Raw genomic sequence first — 21,338 nt, forward strand, 5'->3', positions numbered from 1 at the left:
TTCTGAAGAAACCGCGCATTTTTCATTTCGCTTTCTGCAAACCAATAAAATCAATACAGCGCTTGCTGTAAAACGCATTTTTCTCAACTGACGGCTCACCCTGCCTGCCTGCATACTGCCTTTCCTGAGACAGGGAGGTAGTCATGAGAATTCCCGCTATTAGCGTCTGTGCCATTCTGGCGATAACTCCGTTACTCTGGTTACCTGAACTGCCACCACGCTATTTCGTGTGGATAATGATTGTTGGCGGAATAGGGCTGGCCGCGCAGCGGCGCGTACGACTGAAATATGTGGGGATCGGTTTATTATTTTGCGTATGGGGAATTCTTTCCGCTCAAGAGAGCGTCTGGCCAATGCAACATTTAACGTCAGATGCTGTACATGCTGAGGTAGAGATCACCGCCACTGATGGTTCAACAATGCATCAGGGAAAGATTATCAGCGTCGATGGCCAACGCGGGTGGACATCGGCTGGCGTAACATTGTATGGCAATGCACTGCCGCAAAAGGTTTGTGCCGGCCAGCGCTGGGCCATGACGCTCAGACTTAGGCCTGTACATGGAGAATTAAATGACGGGGGCTACGATCTTCAGCGAAGCTCGTTTGCCCAACATCAAACACTGAGTGGGCGCTTCACCCATGCGGAACTCGTCGATGGACGCTGTAGCCTGCGTGCTCAATACCTGATGTCACTGCAAAACCGGCTTTCTTCTTATCAATGGGGGGCTGTTATCCTTGGATTGGGGATGGGAGAACGTCTGGACGTACCCCAGGAAATAAAAGACCTGATGCGGGAAACCGGCACACTCCATCTGATGGCAATTTCAGGACTGCATATCGCGATGGCAGCATCCATCGCCTGGCTACTCGCACGTGGGTTCCAGTTTTTATTACCCTGCCACTGGATCCGCTGGCAGATGCCTCTGCTGGCTGGGGTGGTTTTTGCTGCCTTCTATGCCTGGCTTACTGGTCTGCAACCCCCGGCATTGCGAACGGTTACCGCCATTACTATGCTGGCGGCGTTGCGGATCGCCGCCCGTCAATGGTCCCCCTGGGAGATCTGGTTTTGCTGTGTTGCGGCAATCCTGCTAATCGATCCATTAGCTGTGCTTTCACAGAGTCTGCTTTTGTCAGCCTTTGCGGTTACCGCACTGATTTTCTGGTTTCAGTGGTTGCCTCTTCCTCACGGACACAGGGCTCACTGGATGCGGCCACTACTGAATCTGCTTTATCTTCAGATAGGAATGCTGCTGTTGCTCATGCCTTTGCAGGTCCTGATTTTCCATGGCTTCAGCATCTCTTCCCTGGTTGCGAATCTCTTTGCCGTTCCCCTGGTGACATTGGTCTCTGTCCCGCTGATCCTGCTCGGTATGCTGCTTCATCTGCTTCCACTGACGGCCCTGGAAAGTACCATCTGGTTTGCAGCCGAAAAGTCTCTGGCGGTATTGTTCTGGCTGCTGATGCGCCTGCCTTATGGCTGGCAAAATGTGGATCAACGCTGGCAGTTCCTCACATTACTCCCCTGGCTTATCATTTTTGGCTGGCGGTTTCGTGCCTGGAACAGTGTTCCTGCCGTTTGCCTGGCTGGAAGTGTCATACTCACATTTCCCCTCTGGCGAACGGCAAAAAGCGATAGCTGGACGTTACATATGCTGGATGTGGGGCAGGGCCTGGCAATGGTTATTGAAAGACAGGGAAAAGCGATTCTCTATGATACCGGGCTCGCCTGGCCAGGTGGCGATAGTGCGCAGCGGTTAATTATTCCGTGGCTCCGCTGGCATCACCTGCGACCAGAAGGCGTAATTCTCAGTCACGAGCATCTTGACCATGCGGGAGGGCTGATATCGCTGCAAAAAACATGGCCTGATTTGTGGATAAGAAGTCCATTACGCCGGGCGGGACATCATCCCTGTTTTCGTGGGCAGAGATGGATTTGGCAGGGGTTGACCTTCGCCGTCCATTGGCCACCTGAAAATTATCCTGCTCAAGGAAACAACCACTCCTGTGTGGTAAAAATTGACGACGGCGAGCAGAGTGTTCTGCTGACAGGGGACATTGAAGCGCAAGCGGAACAGGCAATGCTCAGCCATTACTGGCGTAATGTGACGTCTACACTCATACAGGTACCTCATCATGGCAGTAAGACGTCTTCTTCATTGCCACTGGTTCAACGGGTAGAAGGGCAAATTGCCCTGGATTCGGCGGCACGCTATAACGCATGGCGATTTCCGTCGGCGAAAGTGGTTCGACGTTATCGAAAAGAGGGATATATCTGGCACGATACCCCCCATTCTGGACAAATATCGGTGACATTTTCGCAACATCGCTGGCAAATCCTGCGCTTGCGAGAGCAATTTTTACCACGTTGGTATCATCAGTGGTTTGGCGCGCCCGTAGATAACGGGTAGAATATGCGGCTATTTCAACAAATGCTGGTTTTTTGAATGCATAACGACAAAGATCTCTCCACGTGGCAAACCTTCCGCCGACTCTGGCCGATGATTGCGCCCTTTAAACCAGGCTTGATCGTGGCGGGTGTAGCGTTAATCCTCAACGCAGCCAGCGATACTTTTATGCTATCGCTTCTCAAACCGTTACTGGACGACGGTTTTGGTAAAACGGATCGCTCAGTGTTGCTATGGATGCCTCTGGTGGTTATCGGACTGATGATCTTACGCGGCATCACCAGCTATATCTCCAGCTACTGTATTTCCTGGGTATCGGGAAAAGTGGTTATGACTATGCGTCGCCGCCTGTTCAGTCACATGATGGGCATGCCGGTCTCGTTCTTTGACAAGCAGTCGACCGGGACGCTGCTGTCCCGCATTACCTACGACTCAGAACAGGTTGCTTCCTCGTCATCAAGTGCACTGATTACCGTTGTGCGTGAGGGCGCGTCGATTATCGGCCTGTTCGCGATGATGTTCTATTATAGCTGGCAGCTGTCGATCATCCTTATCGTTCTGGCACCGGTGGTTTCTATTGCGATTCGCGTCGTCTCAAAACGTTTCCGCAATATCAGTAAGAATATGCAGAACACCATGGGGCAGGTGACGACCAGTGCAGAACAGATGCTGAAAGGACATAAAGAGGTGTTGATTTTCGGCGGTCAGGAAGTCGAAACCCACCGCTTTGACAAAGTCAGCAACAAAATGCGCCTGCAGGGGATGAAAATGGTTTCGGCCTCTTCAATCTCTGACCCTGTTATTCAGCTGATTGCCTCTCTGGCACTGGCATTCGTCCTGTATGCGGCAAGTTTCCCTAGCGTGATGGAGACGCTGACGGCGGGTACTATCACCGTGGTCTTCTCCTCGATGATTGCTCTGATGCGTCCACTGAAATCGCTGACAAACGTCAATGCCCAGTTCCAGCGTGGGATGGCTGCTTGTCAGACTCTCTTCAGCATTCTGGATTCCGAGCAGGAGAAAGATGAAGGTACACGCGTGATTGAGCGCGCCCGTGGCGATGTCGAATTCCGCAATGTCACTTTCGCCTATCCTGGCCGTGAAACTCCGGCCCTGCGCAACATCAACCTGACCATTCCGGCGGGGAAAACCGTTGCACTGGTTGGTCGTTCCGGTTCAGGTAAATCGACCATTGCCAGCCTGATCACCCGTTTCTACGATATTAACGAAGGTGAGATTCTGTTGGATGGCCATGACCTGCGAGAGTACACCCTGCAGTCGCTGCGTAACCAGGTTGCGCTGGTCTCACAGAACGTGCATCTGTTCAACGATACTGTTGCAAACAACATTGCTTATGCACGCACTGATGAATACAGCCGCGAGCAGATTGAAAACGCCGCGCGTATGGCGTACGCAATGGACTTTATCAACAAGATGGATAACGGACTGGATACCATAATCGGTGAGAACGGGGTGCTACTCTCCGGTGGGCAGCGTCAACGTATCGCCATTGCGCGTGCGCTGCTGCGCGATAGCCCAATTCTGATCCTTGATGAAGCGACCTCGGCGCTGGATACGGAATCGGAACGCGCGATTCAGTCAGCCCTGGATGAACTGCAAAAGAACCGTACATCGCTGGTGATTGCACACCGTCTGTCGACTATCGAGCAGGCTGATGAAATCGTGGTGGTTGAAGATGGCGTCATTGTTGAACGCGGAAGCCATACTGATTTGCTGGAGCACCGTGGTGTTTACGCCCAGCTTCATAAGATGCAGTTTGGCGCATGATTGCACGCATCTGGTCCGGTGAATCGCCGCTGTGGCTACTGCTTCTGCCGTTCTCCTGGCTTTATGGCCTGGTGAGCGGTGTCATTCGTCTTCTTTATCGTCTGGGGCTCAAACGCGCATGGCGCGCGCCGGTTCCGGTAGTGGTTGTCGGTAACCTCACCGCGGGTGGCAACGGTAAAACACCGGTCGTTATCTGGCTGGTGGAACAGTTGCAAAAACGCGGTATACGCCCCGGCGTAGTGTCGCGCGGGTATGGCGGCAAGGCAACGCATTACCCACTGCTGCTGACGGATGAAACATCGACTGCTGAAGCGGGTGATGAACCGGTTTTAATTTACCAGCGTACCGGCACTCCGGTTGCGGTTTCTCCTGTGCGCAGCGACGCCGTACAGGCACTGCTTGCAGAACATGCGGTACAAATCATCATCACTGATGATGGTATGCAGCATTATGCTCTGGCGCGTGACAAAGAGATTGTGGTTATTGATGGCGTTCGTCGTTTTGGCAATGGCTGGTGGCTGCCGGCCGGGCCGATGCGCGAACGCGCTTCACGTCTGAAATCCGTAGATGCGGTCATTGTGAATGGTGGTGTGGCAAAAGCGGGTGAAATCCCTATGCATCTCCATCCTGGTCTGGCGGTGAATTTGCAGACCGGGGAACGCCGGGAAGTTGCACAACTTCCCGCCCTGGTGGCGATGGCCGGTATTGGCCATCCTCCACGTTTCTTCACGACGCTGGAACAGTGTGGCGCACAGCTTGAAAAATGTGTGCCGCTGGCGGACCACCAGGCGCTGGTGGAAGAGCAGGTCGATGCCCTGACTATGCCGGGACAGACGCTGATCATGACCGAAAAAGATGCGGTGAAATGCCGTGCCTTTGCAAAAGAAAACTGGTGGTACCTGCCGGTTGACGCTGAACTCAGCGGCGAGCAGCCGGAACAATTACTCAAGGAACTGATCGCGTTGGTGAAGTGAAGGCTTACGCGGTTCTGGTGGCGCTTTGACTGACAGGAAAACGCATGTCTTTACCGCAACTCTCGCTTTCAGCCGCACGTAATTTGCACCTTGCTGCGCAGGGGTTACTCAAAAAACCCCGTCGCCGCGCGCAATCTGCCGATATCCTCTCTACCATCCAGCGCATGTCGCTACTTCAAATCGACACCATTAACATCGTGGCCCGTAGCCCTTATCTGGTGCTGTTTAGCCGTCTGGGGAATTATCCCTCGCAATGGCTGGATGAGGCTCTCAGCAAAGGGGAGTTAATGGAGTACTGGGCGCACGAAGCCTGTTTCCTGCCTCGCAGTGATTTTGCCCTGGTTCGTCACCGGATGCTTGCTCCGGAGAAGATGGGCTGGAAGTACCGGCAAGAGTGGATGCTGGAACATGCAACTGAGATTGAGCAACTCATCCGCCACATTCAGGAAAACGGACCTGTACGTTCTGCCGATTTTGAGCATCCGCGAAAAGGTACGAGCGGCTGGTGGGAGTGGAAGCCGCACAAACGCCATCTTGAAGGACTGTTTACGTCAGGCCAGGTCATGGTGATTGAACGGCGTAATTTTCAGCGTGTATACGACCTGACCCATCGTGTGATGCCTCACTGGGACGATGAGCGTGACTTATTGACTCAGGAAGCGGCTGAGGATGTCATGCTGGAAAACAGTGCCCGCAGTCTGGGTATTTTCCGCCCACAGTGGCTGGCAGATTATTACCGCCTGCGCCAGCCCGCGCTGAAACCATTGCTGGAAATATGGCAGCGCGAACAGCGAGTCGTTCCAGTCACAGTGGAAACACTGGGAGAAATGTGGCTGCATTCGGAGCTACTTCCGCTTCTGCCTCAGGCTCAGGAAGGAAAACTTCAGGCAACACATAGCGCGGTGCTGTCTCCTTTCGATCCGGTGGTTTGGGACAGAAAAAGAGCCGAGCAACTGTTCGGTTTTACTTACCGACTGGAGTGCTACACTCCAGCCCCGAAGCGCCAGTATGGTTACTTTGTTCTGCCTCTGCTGCACAAGGGGCAGCTTGTCGGGCGCATGGACGCCAAAATGCACCGTAAAACCGATACGCTTGAGGTCATCGCGCTCTATCTGGAAGAGGGGATCAGAGTGTCAGCGAGTCTGGAAAAAGGGTTAGCGTCCGCTATAAGCGATTTTGCTCGCTGGCAGGGGGCCAGCAACGTGACGCTGGGGCGGGTACCTGACGGACTGTTTACAACCTGCCGAAGTGGCTGGGAAACAGGCACTCTCTGAAAAGGGAATGTGGTAAGCTTTAATGATTACCCATACGGAGGAACTATGGATCACCGTTTACTTGAAATTATTGCCTGCCCGGTGTGCAACGGCAAACTCTACTATAGCCAGGACAAACAAGAGCTGATTTGCAAGCTGGACAGCCTGGCTTTCCCGCTGCGTGACGGCATTCCGGTTTTGCTGGAAAACGAAGCCCGCTCCCTGGTGGCAGAAGAGAGCAAGCCATGAGTTTTGTTGTCATTATTCCTGCGCGTTATGCGTCAACGCGACTGCCGGGTAAACCACTGGTGGATATCAACGGCAAGCCGATGATTGTGCATGTCCTGGAGCGTGCACGTGAATCGGGTGCCGATCGCGTTATCGTTGCTACCGATCATCCGGACGTCGCCCGCGCGGTCGAGGCAGTCGGCGGAGAGGTGTGCATGACCCGTGCCGATCACCAGTCCGGCACTGAACGTCTGGCGGAAGTGGTTGAAAAATGCGGTTTTAGTGACGATACGGTCATCGTTAACGTCCAGGGCGACGAGCCGATGATCCCGGCGGTTATTATCCGTCAGGTGGCGGAAAACCTGGCACAACGTCAGGTCGGTATGGCCACACTCGCAGTACCCATTCACCACGCTGAAGAAGCATTCAACCCGAATGCGGTGAAGGTGGTGATGGATACCGAAGGTTATGCGCTCTATTTCTCCCGCGCCACGATTCCGTGGGATCGCGATCGCTTTGCGCTCTCTAAAGAGACTATCGGTGATTCATTCCTGCGCCATCTGGGGATTTACGGCTATCGCGCCGGCTTTATTCGTCGATATGTCACCTGGGCACCCAGCCCGTTGGAACATATTGAAATGCTGGAGCAGCTTCGTGTGCTCTGGTACGGTGAAAAAATCCACGTTGCTGTTGCCATGGAAGTGCCTGGAACGGGCGTTGATACACCGGAAGATCTTGAGCGCGTTCGCGCCGAACTGCGTTAATATTGCCTTCATCCCTCCTTTCGGGGGGATGTTCTCTCCCTGCTATTTTTTCCCTTTCTTTTCCATAATTGATCTCTTCCGGGTGACATCTTCATTCTGCGCGCTCATTATAAAAGCAGTAGTCTTGATGGGGGTAATCTCATATGGAACAGCTGCGTGCCGAACTTAGCCATCTGCTGGGCGAGAAGTTAAGCCGGGTTGAGTGCGTGAGTGAAAAGGCCGATACCGCGCTCTGGTCGTTATATGACAGTCAGGGTAACCCAATGCCACTGATGGCCAGAAGTTTTACCTCGCCCGGGGTTGCCAGGCAGCTTGCGTGGAAAATGTCGATGCTGGCACGGGAGGGGACCGTCCGTATGCCAACGGTGTACGGCGTGATGACCCATGAGGAACATCCCGGCCCGGATGTATTGCTGATCGAGCGTTTGCGGGGCGTGCCTGTTGAAGCACCGGCGCGTACGCCGGAGCGCTGGGAACAGCTGAAGGACCAGATTGTCGAGGGACTGCTGGCCTGGCACCGTCAGGATAGCCGCGGTCTTGTCGGTCCGGTCGACAGCACCCAGGAAAACCTGTGGCCGCTGTGGTATCGCCAGCGGGTTGAAGTGCTGTGGGGGACGCTTAACCAGTTCAATAACACCGGTTTAACGATGCAGGATAAACGTATTCTGTTTCGCACCCGCGAGTGCTTACCGGCGCTGTTTGAAGGCTTTAATGATAACTGCGTGCTGATCCACGGTAATTTTACCCTGCGCAGCATGCTGAAAGATTCCCGCAGCGATCAGCTTCTGGCGATGGTCGGGCCGGGGATCATGCTCTGGGCTCCGCGCGAATATGAGTTATTCAGGCTCAGCGACAGCGGGGCGGCGGAAGGTTTACTTTGGCACTACCTTCAACGCGCGCCCGTTGCAGAAGCGTTTCTCTGGCGACGCTGGCTTTATCTGCTTTGGGACGAAGTCGCGCAATTGGTCAATACCGGGCGTTTTAATCGCGCAAACTTCGATCTGGCGACAAAATCACTCTTGCCCTGGCTTGCCTGAGGAACCTTTCAGCCACTGCCAGAGGCGACCGAGCGTCTCATAGCCGACGCGATCGCTATGCATCAGCCACGCCGGGGACGGGATTGCCCGTTCCCATGGGTTGAGCGGCGCATCAATGGCCATCTGGTTTGCCGGTGCGGGAAGCGGGTGCAGACCTTGTTTTTCAAAGAAAATCATCGCTCGTGGCAGGTGTGAGGCGGAGGTCACCAGTAAGAACGGGACATCGCCAATCGCCTGCTTCACTGCTGCCGCCTCTTCTTCGGTATCTTTTGGGCTGTCCAGAGTGATGATAGCGGATCGTGGCACGCCGAGTGATTCCGCGACTCTGGCACCTGCTTCAGCCGTACTCACCGGGTTTGTTTTGGCCGCCGCGCCGGTGAAGATCATTTTTGATCCCGGGTTCGCAAGCCACAGGCGAATACCTTCGTTTAACCGTGGCAAGCTATTGTTGATCAGGTTTGAGCTGGGTGCCCAGTCAGGGTCCCAGGTATATCCGCCACCCAGCACCACGATGTACGCTACTTTCTGATTTCCCTGCCATGTCGGGTACTTATTTTCGATTGGGCGTAACAGGCCATCCGCGATCGGCTGCAGGCTCAACAGCAGCAAGACAAACCAGCCAAGCGTGATAAGCGTTTTGCCGCTTCTCTGAAAGCGACTGAACCACACCAGCGCCAGCCCCAGCGCGATGATGATGAGCAACAGAGGAAGGGGAAGCATCATCCCTCCAATGTATTTCTTAAGGGTAAAAAGCATCCTTTTTGGTTCCTTTTTTGACCATATAGCAGGTGATTACCCGTGATATTACACCAGAGAGGTTCATTCTCCGCGCGGGTGTGACAAAATAGCGGTTTTGCAGTTAGCGAGTGGAACTCTCCCAATGCGGGATCGCAATTTTGATGACATCGCGGAAAAGTTTTCGCGCAACATTTATGGCACCACGAAAGGGCAGTTACGTCAGACGATCCTCTGGCAGGATCTGGACAACATTCTTGCCACCTTTGGCGGTCAAACGTTGCGTGTGCTGGACGCCGGAGGCGGTGAAGGGCAGACGGCGATAAAAATGGCCGAGCGCGGTCATCACGTCACGCTTTGCGATCTTTCTGCTGAAATGGTCGCCCGTGCGACGCGTGCAGCAGAAGAGAAAGGTGTGAGCGACAACATGCATTTTATACAATGCGCCGCTCAGGATATCTCACAGCATTTGGAAACCCAGGTTGATCTGATATTGTTTCATGCGGTGCTGGAGTGGGTTGCCGATCCGCAAAGCGTATTACAAACCCTGTGGTCGATGTTACGCCCGGGCGGCACGCTGTCGCTGATGTTCTACAATGCTAACGGCTTCCTGATGCATAACATGGTTGCAGGTAATTTCGACTATGTTCAGGTCGGGATGCCGAAAAAGAAAAAGCGCACGCTTTCCCCGGACTATCCGCGCGATCCACAGCAGGTGTACGGCTGGCTGGAAGAGATTGGCTGGCAGATCGTTGGGAAGACGGGCGTCAGGGTGTTTCATGATTATCTGCGTGAAAAACACAAACAGCGTGACTGTTTTGACACCTTAACAGAATTAGAAACGCGGTATTGCCGTCAGGAGCCTTTTATCAGCCTTGGCCGCTATATTCACGTCACCGCGCACAAGCCGCAGATGCAAGGATAACCTATGAGTGAATTTTCCCAGACAGTCCCCGAACTGGTTGCCTGGGCCAGGAAAAACGATTTCTCCATCTCGCTGCCGGTAGACAGACTCTCTTTCCTGCTGGCGGTTGCCACGCTGAACGGCGAACGGCTGGATGGTGAAGTGAGCGAGGGTGAACTGGTGGATGCGTTCCGCCATGTCAGTGATGCGTTTGAGCAAACCAGCGAAACCATTAGCGTGCGTGCCAACAACGCAATCAACGATATGGTGCGTCAACGTCTGCTGAACCGCTTTACCAGCGAGCAGGCGGAAGGAAACGCCATCTATCGCCTGACGCCACTGGGCATCGGCATCACCGATTACTACATTCGCCAGCGTGAATTTTCCACGCTGCGTCTTTCCATGCAGCTCTCGATTGTTGCGGGTGAACTTAAGCGTGCTGCCGACGCGGCGGATGAAAACGGTGACGAATTCCACTGGCACCGCAATGTTTACGCACCGCTGAAATACTCGGTAGCGGAGATTTTCGACAGTATCGATCTGACTCAGCGTCTGATGGACGAACAGCAGCAGCAGGTGAAAGACGATATTGCGCAGTTGCTGAACAAAGACTGGCGCGCGGCTATCTCCAGCTGCGAACTGTTGCTGTCGGAAACCTCCGGCACGCTGCGTGAACTGCAGGATACGCTGGAGGCCGCAGGGGATAAGCTCCAGGCCAACCTGCTACGCATTCAGGATGCGACCATGGCACATGACGATCTGCATTTTGTCGACCGTCTGGTCTTTGATTTGCAGAGTAAACTCGATCGCATTATTAGCTGGGGACAGCAGTCGATCGACCTGTGGATCGGCTACGACCGCCATGTGCATAAATTTATCCGTACCGCGATTGATATGGATAAAAACCGCGTCTTTGCCCAGCGTCTGCGTCAGTCTGTGCAAACCTATTTCGATGCGCCGTGGGCGCTGACCTACGCCAATGCCGATCGTCTGCTGGATATGCGCGACGAAGAGATGGCGCTGCGTGACGAAGAGGTGACCGGTGAACTGCCACCGGATCTGGAATACGAAGAATTCAACGAAATTCGTGAGCAACTTGCGGCCATGATCGAAGAACAGCTCGCTGTCTACAAAACCAGACAAGTGCCGCTGGATCTTGGTCTCGTGGTGCGCGACTATCTGGCGCAATATCCTCGTGCACGCCACTTCGATGTTGCCCGCATTGTGGTAGACCAGGCGGTGCGCCTGGGTGTCGCACAAGCAGATTTCACCGGACTGCCGCCGAAGTGGCAGCCAATTAACGATTACGGAGCCAAGGTACAGGCGCATGTCATTGACAAATATTGAACAAGTGATGCCAGTTAAGCTGGCACAGGCGCTGGCGAATCCGTTATTTCCGGCGCTGGACAGCCAGCTGCGTGCCGGTCGTCACATTGGCTTAGACGAGCTGGATAATCACGCCTTTTTGATGGACTTCCAGGAGTACCTGGAAGAGTTTTATGCACGCTATAACGTGGAGCTTATCCGCGCACCGGAAGGGTTTTTCTACCTGCGTCCACGCTCCACGACGCTGATTCCGCGCTCCGTGCTCTCCGAGCTGGATATGATGGTCGGCAAAATTCTTTGCTATCTCTATCTCAGCCCGGAACGTCTGGCGAATGAAGGGATCTTCACCCAGCAGGAACTTTACGACGAGCTGTTGACGCTGGCAGATGAGAGCAAGCTGCTTAAGCTGGTGAACAACCGCTCCACGGGTTCGGATCTCGATCGTCAGAAATTACAGGAAAAGGTTCGTTCTTCCCTGAACCGTCTGCGTCGTCTGGGTATGGTCTGGTTTATGGGCCACGACAGTAGCAAATTCCGCATCACGGAATCTGTCTTCCGCTTCGGCGCCGATGTGCGTGCGGGCGATGACGCGCGTGAGGCGCAGCTTCGCATGATCCGCGATGGTGAAGCGATGCCGGTGGAAAACCATTTGCAGCTCAATGATGAGCATGAAGAGAATCTGCCGGATAGCGGGGAGGAAGAGTAATGATTGAACGCGGTAAATTTCGCTCACTAACGCTGATTAACTGGAACGGCTTCTTCGCCCGAACGTTCGATCTGGATGAGTTGGTCACGACGCTCTCCGGCGGTAACGGTGCGGGTAAATCCACCACCATGGCGGCGTTTGTTACGGCGCTGATTCCCGATCTGACGCTGCTTCACTTCCGTAACACCACCGAAGCGGGGGCAACAAGCGGCTCCCGTGATAAAGGTCTGCACGGTAAGCTGAAGGCTGGCGTCTGCTATTCGGTGCTGGACGTCATTAACTCCCGTCATCAGCGTGTGGTGGTGGGCGTACGTCTGCAGCAGGTCGCGGGTCGCGACCGTAAAGTGGATATCAAACCATTTGCGATCCAGGGGCTGCCAACATCTATGCAGCCGACGGCGCTGCTAACGGAAACCCTGAACGAGCGCCAGGCGCGCGTGCTGACGCTGCAGGAGCTGAAAGACAAGCTCGAAGCCATCGAAGGCGTGCAGTTCAAGCAGTTCAACTCGATTACCGACTACCACTCGCTGATGTTCGATCTGGGCGTGGTGGCGCGTCGTCTGCGCACGGCGTCAGACCGTAGCAAATACTATCGCCTGATCGAAGCGTCGCTGTACGGCGGTATCTCCAGCGCCATTACCCGCTCCCTGCGTGACTACCTGCTGCCGGAAAACAGCGGCGTGCGTAAAGCCTTCCAGGATATGGAAGCCGCGCTGCGTGAAAACCGCATGACGCTGGAAGCGATTCGCGTTACCCAGTCTGACCGCGACCTGTTTAAACACCTGATCAGCGAAGCTACTAACTACGTGGCTGCGGACTACATGCGTCACGCCAACGAGCGCCGCGTGCATCTCGATCAGGCATTAGAGTACCGTCGCGAGCTGTTTACCTCCCGTAAACAGCTGGTGGCCGAGCAGTACAAGCACGTCGAAATGGCGCGCGAGCTGGGCGAGCACACCGGTGCTGAGGGCGATCTGGAAGCGGATTACCAGGCCGCCAGCGATCACCTGAATCTGGTGCAGACCGCACTGCGCCAGCAGGAGAAAATCGAACGCTACGAAGCGGACCTCGATGAGCTGCAAATTCGTCTCGAAGAACAGAATGAAGTGGTGGCTGAAGCTGCCGACATGCAGGAAGAGAATGAAGCCCGCGCTGAAGCCGCCGAACTGGAAGTCGATGAGCTGAAAAGCCAGCTTGCTGATTATCAGCAGGCGCTGGATGTGCAGCAGACGCGTGCAATTCAATACACCCAGGCATTGCAGGCGTTACAGCGTGCAAAAGAGCTGTGCCACCTGCCTGATCTGACACCAGAAAGCGCTGATGAGTGGCTGGATACCTTCCAGGCTAAAGAGCAGGAAGCAACCGAGAAGCTGCTCTCTCTCGAACAGAAAATGAGCGTCGCGCAAACGGCACACAGCCAGTTTGAACAAGCTTATCAGTTGGTGGTGGCGATTAACGGTCCGCTGGCGCGCAATGAAGCATGGGACATCGCCCGCGAATTGCTGCGCGACGGCGTGAACCAGCGACATCTGGCCGAGCAGATGCAGCCACTGCGTATGCGTCTGAACGAGCTGGAACAGCGCTTGCGCGAGCAACAGGAAGCGGAGCGTCTGCTGGCGGAGTTCTGCAAGCGTCAGGGTAAAAATTACGATATCGACGATCTCGAGGCTCTGCATCAGGAGCTGGAAGCGCGTATCGCCGCACTCTCCGACACCGTCTCCAGCGCCAGCGAACAGCGTATGACCCTGCGTCAGGAGATGGAGCAGCTTCAGTCTCGTTCTCAAACTCTGTTGCAGCGTGCGCCTGTCTGGCTGGCGGCGCAAAGCAGCCTGAACCAGCTCAGCGAGCAGTGCGGCGAAGAGTTTACATCCAGCCAGGAAGTGACCGAATACCTGCAGCAACTGCTGGAGCGCGAGCGCGAGGCCATTGTTGAGCGTGATGAAGTGGGCGCGCGTAAGCGTGACGTTGATGAAGAGATTGAACGTTTAAGCCAGCCGGGTGGTGCGGAAGATCCGCGTCTGAATACCCTGGCTGAACGTTTCGGCGGTGTGCTGTTGTCCGAAATTTATGACGATGTCGGACTGGACGATGCCCCGTACTTCTCAGCACTTTATGGCCCATCGCGTAACGCGATTGTGGTGCCGGATTTGTCGCTGGTTTCCGAGCAGCTTGCTGGTCTGGAAGATTGCCCGGAAGATCTCTACCTGATCGAAGGGGATCCGCAGTCGTTCGATGACAGCGTATTCAGTGTCGACGAGCTGGAAAAAGCGGTGGTGGTGAAAATCGCTGACCGTCAGTGGCGTTATTCCCGCTTCCCTGAGCTGCCTCTGTTTGGTCGCGCTGCACGTGAAAGCCGCATTGAAAGTTTGCACGCCGAGCGAGAAACGTTGTCTGAACGTTTTGCGACGTTGTCGTTTGACGTGCAGAAAACCCAGCGCCTGCACCAGGCATTTAGCCGCTTTATCGGCAGCCACCTGGGCGTGGCGTTTGATGCTGACCCGGAAGCGGAAATCCGTAAGCTCAATACCCGTCGTGGTGAACTGGAACGCGCCATTGCCAGTCATGAAAATGACAACCAGCAGAGCCGTGTTCAGTTCGAACAAGCGAAAGAGGGCGTTGCTGCTCTTAACCGCATTTTGCCACGCCTGAATCTGCTGGCGGATGAAACCCTGGCCGACCGTGTGGATGAGATCCAGGAACGTCTGGATGAAGCCCAGGAAGCTGCGCGTTTCATTCAGCAGCATGGTAATCAACTGGCGAAGCTGGAGTCGGTTGTCTCTGTTCTGCAGAGTGACCCGGAACAGTTTGAGCAGTTAAAAGAAGACTATGCCTGGTCGCAACAGGTGCAGCGCGAAGCGCGTCAGCAGGCATTTGCCCTGACGGAAGTCGTGCAGCGTCGTGCACATTTCGGCTACTCCGACTCGGCTGAAATGCTGAGCGGCAACAGCGACCTGAATGAAAAGCTGCGTCAGCGTCTTGAGCAGGCTGAAGCGGAACGTACGCGTGCTCGCGAAGCGATGCGCAGCCACTCGGCACAGCTGAACCAGTACAACCAGGTGCTGGCCTCGCTGAAAAGCTCCTTCGACACCAAGAAAGAGCTGTTAAACGACCTGCAGAAAGAGCTTCAGGACATCGGCGTTCGTGCCGACAGCGGGGCAGAAGAGCGGGCGCGTATACGCCGTGACGAACTGCATTCCCAGCTCAGTAATAACCGCGCACGCCGCAATCAGCTGGAAAAAGCGCTGACCTTCTGCGAAGCAGAAATGGATAACCTGACGCGTCGCCTGCGTAAACTGGAACGTGACTACCATGAAATGCGCGAGCAGGTCGTGACCGCGAAGGCGGGCTGGTGCGCAGTAATGCGGATGGTGAAAGACAACAACGTTGAGCGACGTCTGCACCGTCGCGAGCTGGCGTATCTCTCTGCCGATGAACTGCGCTCTATGTCGGATAAGGCGTTGGGTGCGCTGCGTCTGGCGGTCGCGGACAACGAGCACCTGCGCGATGTACTGCGCATGTCAGAGGATCCGAAACGTCCTGAGCGTAAAATTCAGTTCTTTGTGGCCGTTTATCAGCACCTGCGTGAACGTATTCGTCAGGATATCATTCGTACCGACGATCCGGTCGAAGCCATCGAACAGATGGAAATTGAGCTGGGTCGTCTGACGGAAGAACTGACCTCACGTGAGCAGAAGCTGGCGATCAGCTCTCGCAGCGTGGCGAATATCATCCGCAAAACCATTCAGCGTGAGCAGAACCGTATTCGTCAGTTGAACCAGGGCCTGCAGAGCGTGTCGTTTGGCCAGGTAAACAGCGTGCGTCTTAACGTCAATGTGCGTGAAGCCCACTCGACGCTGCTGGAAGTGCTCTCAGAGCAGCACGAACAGCATCAGGATCTGTTCAATAGCAACCGTCTGACCTTCTCTGAAGCCCTGGCGAAGCTGTATCAGCGTCTGAACCCGCAGATTGATATGGGACAACGCACGCCGCAAACCATCGGTGAAGAGCTGCTGGATTACCGTAACTATCTGGAAATGGAAGTTGAGGTTAACCGTGGTTCCGACGGCTGGCTGCGTGCGGAATCGGGGGCGCTCTCTACGGGTGAAGCGATCGGTACCGGGATGTCCATTCTGGTGATGGTGGTACAGAGCTGGGAAGATGAAGCACGCCGCCTGCGCGGCAAAGACATCTCCCCATGTCGACTGCTGTTCCTGGATGAAGCGGCGCGCCTTGATGCCCGCTCTATTGCTACGCTGTTTGAGCTTTGCGAGCGTCTTGATATGCAGCTCATCATTGCGGCACCGGAAAACATCAGTCCTGAAAAAGGGACCACCTATAAGCTGGTGCGTAAGGTGTTCCAGAACAGCGAACACGTTCACGTTGTTGGGCTGCGAGGCTTCGCCCCTCAGCCGCCAGAGTCATTACCGGAAACCACGGCGGACGCTTCCTGAAGCGTCTTCTGATCGGGAGCGGCGCATTGGCGCCGCTTTTTTTTTAAACTTAACTTGTGCTTAGGGCTGCGTTATCTTTAAACTTCTTTACATAAGGTAAGGCAACTGATTTGCCGTCTACCTATAATAGAAGAAAGCCCCACCGTGATGGGCATGTCGTGAAAACAGGGGGCAAGGGATGTTGCTAAAGAAAAAATGTGGTCGTCAGCTGTCTGCGCTCAGCTTATGCCTGGCAGTGATGTTTGCTCCGCTGTTAACCGCTCAGGCCGATGAGCCTGAAATTGTGCCGACTGACAGCTCCGCAACGACAGGCGCACAGCCAACGTCGTTGTCTCAACCGCTGGAACAGTCACCTGCAACGGCTATTATGGCCGGTATTAAGCCGTTGCCCGAAGGCATTGACGTCGACTCTCTCCGCCAGCAGCTACACGCTGGGCTGCCTTCAGGGTACACACCTATCTATATCAATCAGCTCACGCTGCTCTATGCTGCCCGCGATATGAAACCGATGTGGGACAACCGTGACGCAGTACGCGCCTTTCAGCAACAGCTTGCGGAAGTGGCCATTGCCGGGTTCCAGCCGCAGTTTACTGCGTGGGTTGAGCTGTTAACCGATCCTGCCGTTACCGGGCAAGCGCGGGACGTGGTGCTTTCTGATGCAATGATGGGCTACCTGCAGTTTGTGGCAGGTATTCCGGTCAATGGCAACCGCTGGTTGTACAGTGATAAGCCTTATAAGCTGGCGACGCCGGCGCTGTCGGTGATTAATCAGTGGCAGTTAGCCCTCGATAATGGCGATCTACCCCGCTTTATAGCCAGTCTTGCGCCAGCGCATCCGCAATATGCCACCCTGCACCAGTCGCTTCTTGAACTGGTGGGCGAATCACGTCCGTGGCCGCAAATGCGTGGCAGTGCGACACTGCGTCCGGGGCAGTGGAGCAGCGATGTTCCTGCCCTGCGTGAGATCTTAAAGCGTTCCGGTATTCTGGACGGTGGGCCAAAGATTGCACTGCCCGGCGATGATCCGCAAAACGTCGTGGTCAGTCCATCAGCTTCTGTGAAAGAGAAGAAAGCGGTGGTCGTGAGCGACAAACCGGCGGTTTACGATCGCGAACTGGTTGCGGCAGTTAAACAATTCCAGGCCGCTCAGGGGCTGGGGGCCGATGGCGTCATCGGCCAGACGACGCGTGACTGGCTGAACGTATCACCTGCGCAGCGGGCAGGGGTGCTGGCGCTGAATATCCAGCGTTTGCGCTTACTGCCGGGAACGCTCTCTACCGGGATCATGGTTAACATTCCTGCGTATTCGCTGGTCTATTATCAGAACGGTAGTGAAGTACTGGCGTCGCGCGTGATTGTCGGACGTCCCGATCGTAAAACACCGATGATGAGCAGTGCGCTGAATAACGTGGTGGTTAACCCACCGTGGAACGTACCGCCGACCCTGGCACGCAAAGATATTCTGCCTAAAGTCTGGAACGATCCGGGTTATCTGGAACGTCATGGCTATACGGTCATGCGGGGATGGAACAGCAAAGAGGCCATCGATCCGTATATGGTCGACTGGTCGACGATCACGGCTTCAAATCTGCCGTTCCGCTTCCAGCAGGCTCCAGGGGCGCATAACTCGTTGGGACGCTACAAATTCAATATGCCGAGTTCAGAAGCTATCTATCTGCACGATACGCCGAACCACAACCTGTTCCAGAAAGATACTCGCGCCCTGAGTTCTGGCTGTGTGCGCGTGAACAAAGCCTCAGAGCTTGCCAATATGCTGTTGCAGGATGCGGGCTGGAACGATACGCGTATTTCTGACGCCCTGAAACAGGGGGATACGCGGTACGTTAATATTCGACACAATATTCCGGTCAATCTTTACTATCTGACCGCGTTTGTTGGCGAAGACGGGCGTACTCAGTATCGTACAGATATTTACAATTATGATCTCACCGCGCGATCCGGCGCACAAATTTTGCCAAAAGCTGAACAATTAATCAGGTAAATGAAGTAGTTCGGGAGAAATGATTGTCGTAAGTTATGGTGAATAAGGGGCAATATCGCTGTAAGCCGCGTATTCACTGGGGTTGGGCGCCTTGACGTACCCTGTTTTGCCAGTTAAGGTGCCCTTCGTGCGCTAAGCATATTACGATAAACATTGACCTGTAGACCTGATTATCATGGACAAATTTGACGCTAATCGCCGCAAACTGCTGGCGTTAGGTGGTGTTGCGCTCGGCGCAGCGGCCATCTTGCCGACGCCAGCATTTGCCACCCTCTCGACACCTCGTCCGCGAGTTTTAACGCTCAACAATCTCCATACCGGTGAGTCGTTAAAAGCGGAATTCTTCGATGGCAGAGGCTATATTCAGGATGAATTAGCAAGACTTAACCACTTTTTCCGTGATTACCGCGCGAATAAAATAAAAGCCATCGATCCAGGACTGTTTGATCAGCTTTTCCGCCTTCAGGGCCTGCTGGGTACCAGCAAGCCGGTGCAGCTTATTTCTGGTTATCGCTCTATTGATACCAATAATGAACTGCGTGCCCACAGTCGCGGGGTAGCCAAAAAAAGCTATCACACGAAGGGACAGGCAATGGATTTCCATATTGAGGGCGTTTCGTTAGCCAATATTCGCAAAGCTGCGTTATCTATGCGCGCAGGTGGTGTAGGATATTACCCCAGCAGCAACTTTGTACATATTGATACCGGTCCGGTTCGGCACTGGTAATAACGAAACACAGGAGCAGTATGAACTATCGTATTATTCCGGTTACGGCGTTCTCCCAGAATTGTTCATTAATCTGGTGTGAACAAACCAAACTGGCCGCGCTTGTCGATCCCGGCGGCGACGCTGAGAAGATCAAACAGGAAGTTGCAGATAGCGGTGTGACGCTGATGCAGATATTACTGACGCATGGTCACCTTGACCATGTCGGCGCAGCGGCGGAACTGGCACAGCACTATGGTGTGCCGGTGATCGGTCCGGAAAAAGAAGATGAGTTCTGGCTGCAGGGTTTGCCAGCCCAAAGTCGCATGTTTGGCCTTGATGAGTGTCAACCTCTGACGCCCGATCGCTGGCTGAACGAGGGAGAGCGCGTTAACGTAGGGAATGTGACTTTACAGGTGTTGCATTGTCCTGGGCATACGCCAGGCCATATCGTCTTCTTTGATGACCAGTCTCGTCTGCTGATTTCCGGCGATGTGATTTTCAAAGGTGGCGTAGGACGCAGCGATTTTCCGCGTGGTGACCATGGGCAACTGATTCAGTCGATTAAACAAAAGTTATTGCCGCTGGGTGATGACGTTACGTTTATCCCTGGACACGGTCCGATGTCAACGCTGGGCTATGAACGACTCCATAACCCGTTCCTTCAGGATGAAATGCCTGTCTGGTAACCAGAATAAAAAAAGCCTGCATAACGCAGGCTTTTTTATGGGCGCAAATTACAGTACGGCGACAATCGCTTCGCACAGTGGCGCCATGTTGTCAGGCGTCATGCCTGCAACGTTCACGCGGCCAGACGCCACGGCGTACACGCCAAACTCTTCACGCAGACGCAGAACCTGCTCTTTGGTCAGGCCGCTGAACGAGAACATGCCGTTCTGTTTGATGATAAAGCTGAAGTCGCGGTCCGCGCCTTTCTCAGCCAGGGTGTTCACAAACAGCAGGCGCATGCGCTGAATACGCTGACGCATGTCATTCAGTTCTTGTTCCCAGATGGCGCGCAGCGCATCGTTGCTCAGGATAGTGGCAACAACAGACGCACCGTGTGCTGGTGGGTTAGAGTAGTTCGCGCGAATAACCGATTTCATCTGGCTGAACGCACGATCGACGGTCTCGTCGTTTGCCGCGACCAGCGTACAAGCACCCACACGCTCATTGTACAGACCGAAGTTCTTGGAATAAGAGCTTGCGACAATCAGCTCCTGATGCACGGCTGCGAACGCGCGCAGGCCTTCTGCATCTTCTTCCAGACCACGGGCGAAGCCCTGGTAGGCAAAGTCAAACAGCGGTAGCCAGCCTTTTTCAACGGACAGCTTCGCCAGGTGTTCCCACTGCTCAAGCGTCGGATCGATACCGGTTGGGTTATGGCAGCAACCGTGGAACAGCACCACGTCACCTGCCTGTGCTTCGCTCAGGCTCGCCAGCAGACCGTCAAAGTCGAGAGAGTGGTTTGCTGCGTCGTAGTAAGCGTATTCACGCACTTCCAGACCCGCAGAGTTAAAGACGCTCTTGTGGTTCGGCCAGCTTGGGTTGCTTACCCAGACACGCTTAACAGAGGTGTTTTTCGCAAGGAAATCCGCCGCCACGCGCAGCGCACCGGTACCGCCAGGGGTCTGTGCTGTACGGGCACGTTTGTCACTCACAATTGCGCTACCTTTACCGAACAGCAGCTCCTGGGTGCAGCGACCAAATTCAGGGATACCATCAATACCGAGGTAGTTTTTGGTGGTTTCGTTTTCCAGCAGATACTGCTCAGCTTTCTTAACGCTGGTCAGTACCGGAGTTTTGCCGGTTTCATCTTTATATACACCAATACCCAGGTTGATTTTGCCAGGGCGGTCGTCGGCACGAAACAGATCGGCCAGGCCCAGAATAGGGTCGGCAGGAGCGGCGGTAATGTTCTCAAACATGACGAAGTTCCATTGTGATTACAGAAGTGAAATCCGCTATCAGGTTAACGGTAGATTTACAAAATGCCAACCGTTTGCGACGAAAAGCGTGCGGCTTTTCAAAAGTCGCCATTATTTTCTGTCAGGCATAA

At 54.5% G+C, this 21,338-nt stretch carries 17 protein-coding genes; 14 read left to right on the plus strand and 3 right to left on the minus strand.

What is annotated here, in order from left to right; all coding sequences use genetic code 11:
- Positions 1-22: 22 nt before the first annotated feature.
- Positions 23-145 (minus strand): hypothetical protein, encoded by a 123-nt coding sequence (locus ACLHV8_RS06395; RefSeq protein WP_255660271.1) that lies wholly within the window; start codon positions 143-145, stop codon positions 23-25.
- On the opposite strand from ACLHV8_RS06395, the gene ACLHV8_RS06400 reads away from it, so the two are divergent.
- The 7 genes from ACLHV8_RS06400 to ACLHV8_RS06430 all read left to right on the plus strand — a co-directional run bounded on the left by ACLHV8_RS06400 (position 144) and on the right by ACLHV8_RS06430 (position 8,449).
- On the plus strand, positions 144-2,408 hold the full coding sequence (locus ACLHV8_RS06400; RefSeq protein ID WP_410376830.1) for a ComEC family protein: 2,265 nt from the start codon (positions 144-146) through the stop codon (positions 2,406-2,408). The genes ACLHV8_RS06395 and ACLHV8_RS06400 overlap by 2 nt on opposite strands.
- Before the next feature lie 36 nt (positions 2,409-2,444).
- Positions 2,445-4,193 (plus strand): lipid A ABC transporter ATP-binding protein/permease MsbA, encoded by a 1,749-nt coding sequence (msbA, locus tag ACLHV8_RS06405; protein WP_049005473.1) that lies wholly within the window; start codon positions 2,445-2,447, stop codon positions 4,191-4,193.
- Positions 4,190-5,167 carry a tetraacyldisaccharide 4'-kinase gene (gene lpxK, locus ACLHV8_RS06410; RefSeq protein WP_208594459.1) on the plus strand — a complete coding sequence of 326 codons (978 nt, stop codon included), beginning with the start codon at positions 4,190-4,192 and terminating at the stop codon, positions 5,165-5,167. Before msbA ends, lpxK begins: the two co-directional genes overlap by 4 nt.
- A 44-nt stretch (positions 5,168-5,211) precedes the next feature.
- On the plus strand, positions 5,212-6,441 hold the full coding sequence (locus tag ACLHV8_RS06415; protein WP_128348087.1) for a winged helix-turn-helix domain-containing protein: 1,230 nt from the start codon (positions 5,212-5,214) through the stop codon (positions 6,439-6,441).
- Between the two features lie 45 nt (positions 6,442-6,486).
- Positions 6,487-6,669, plus strand: coding sequence for a protein YcaR (gene ycaR / locus ACLHV8_RS06420; protein WP_006174474.1), 183 nt, complete (start codon positions 6,487-6,489; stop codon positions 6,667-6,669).
- Positions 6,666-7,412, plus strand: a complete 747-nt coding sequence (gene kdsB / locus ACLHV8_RS06425) for a 3-deoxy-manno-octulosonate cytidylyltransferase (RefSeq protein WP_108090342.1) — start codon at positions 6,666-6,668, stop codon at positions 7,410-7,412. Before ycaR ends, kdsB begins: the two co-directional genes overlap by 4 nt.
- A gap of 143 nt (positions 7,413-7,555) precedes the next feature.
- Positions 7,556-8,449, plus strand: a complete 894-nt coding sequence (locus tag ACLHV8_RS06430; RefSeq protein WP_114978554.1) for a YcbJ family phosphotransferase — start codon at positions 7,556-7,558, stop codon at positions 8,447-8,449.
- Here ACLHV8_RS06430 and elyC read toward each other — a convergent pair.
- Positions 8,426-9,205, minus strand: a complete 780-nt coding sequence (gene elyC, locus ACLHV8_RS06435; protein ID WP_049005478.1) for an envelope biogenesis factor ElyC — start codon at positions 9,203-9,205, stop codon at positions 8,426-8,428. The two genes, ACLHV8_RS06430 and elyC, sit on opposite strands and share 24 nt — an antisense overlap.
- A gap of 124 nt (positions 9,206-9,329) precedes the next feature.
- Here elyC and cmoM point away from each other — a divergent pair, with 124 nt between their 5' ends.
- The 7 genes from cmoM (at position 9,330) to ACLHV8_RS06470 (ending at position 19,968) form a co-directional block, all read left to right on the plus strand.
- A complete protein-coding gene (cmoM, locus tag ACLHV8_RS06440; RefSeq protein WP_028019238.1) occupies positions 9,330-10,109 on the plus strand; it encodes a tRNA uridine 5-oxyacetic acid(34) methyltransferase CmoM in 780 nt (259 codons plus the stop codon).
- 3 nt (positions 10,110-10,112) lie between these two features.
- Positions 10,113-11,435 (plus strand): chromosome partition protein MukF, encoded by a 1,323-nt coding sequence (mukF, locus tag ACLHV8_RS06445; RefSeq protein WP_208594460.1) that lies wholly within the window; start codon positions 10,113-10,115, stop codon positions 11,433-11,435.
- A complete protein-coding gene (gene mukE / locus ACLHV8_RS06450; RefSeq protein WP_008499954.1) occupies positions 11,416-12,120 on the plus strand; it encodes a chromosome partition protein MukE in 705 nt (234 codons plus the stop codon). Before mukF ends, mukE begins: the two co-directional genes overlap by 20 nt.
- Positions 12,120-16,571 carry a chromosome partition protein MukB gene (gene mukB / locus ACLHV8_RS06455; protein ID WP_028019235.1) on the plus strand — a complete coding sequence of 1,484 codons (4,452 nt, stop codon included), beginning with the start codon at positions 12,120-12,122 and terminating at the stop codon, positions 16,569-16,571. Before mukE ends, mukB begins: the two co-directional genes overlap by 1 nt.
- Before the next feature lie 178 nt (positions 16,572-16,749).
- Positions 16,750-18,573 (plus strand): L,D-transpeptidase, encoded by a 1,824-nt coding sequence (ldtD, locus tag ACLHV8_RS06460; protein WP_208594461.1) that lies wholly within the window; start codon positions 16,750-16,752, stop codon positions 18,571-18,573.
- A 175-nt stretch (positions 18,574-18,748) separates the two neighbouring features.
- Complete coding sequence (locus ACLHV8_RS06465; RefSeq protein ID WP_168112384.1) at positions 18,749-19,300, plus strand: YcbK family protein; 552 nt, start codon at positions 18,749-18,751, stop codon at positions 19,298-19,300.
- Between the two features lie 20 nt (positions 19,301-19,320).
- A complete protein-coding gene (locus ACLHV8_RS06470; protein ID WP_025755996.1) occupies positions 19,321-19,968 on the plus strand; it encodes an MBL fold metallo-hydrolase in 648 nt (215 codons plus the stop codon).
- Positions 19,969-20,016: 48 nt separating this feature from the next.
- Here ACLHV8_RS06470 and aspC read toward each other — a convergent pair whose 3' ends face one another.
- Positions 20,017-21,207 (minus strand): aspartate transaminase, encoded by a 1,191-nt coding sequence (gene aspC, locus ACLHV8_RS06475; RefSeq protein WP_008499949.1) that lies wholly within the window; start codon positions 21,205-21,207, stop codon positions 20,017-20,019.
- Between the last annotated feature and the right edge of the window lie 131 nt (positions 21,208-21,338).

The sequence above is a fragment of the Enterobacter sp. CPE_E863 genome (assembly GCF_046521465.1).
GTDB lineage: Bacteria > Pseudomonadota > Gammaproteobacteria > Enterobacterales > Enterobacteriaceae > Enterobacter > Enterobacter adelaidei.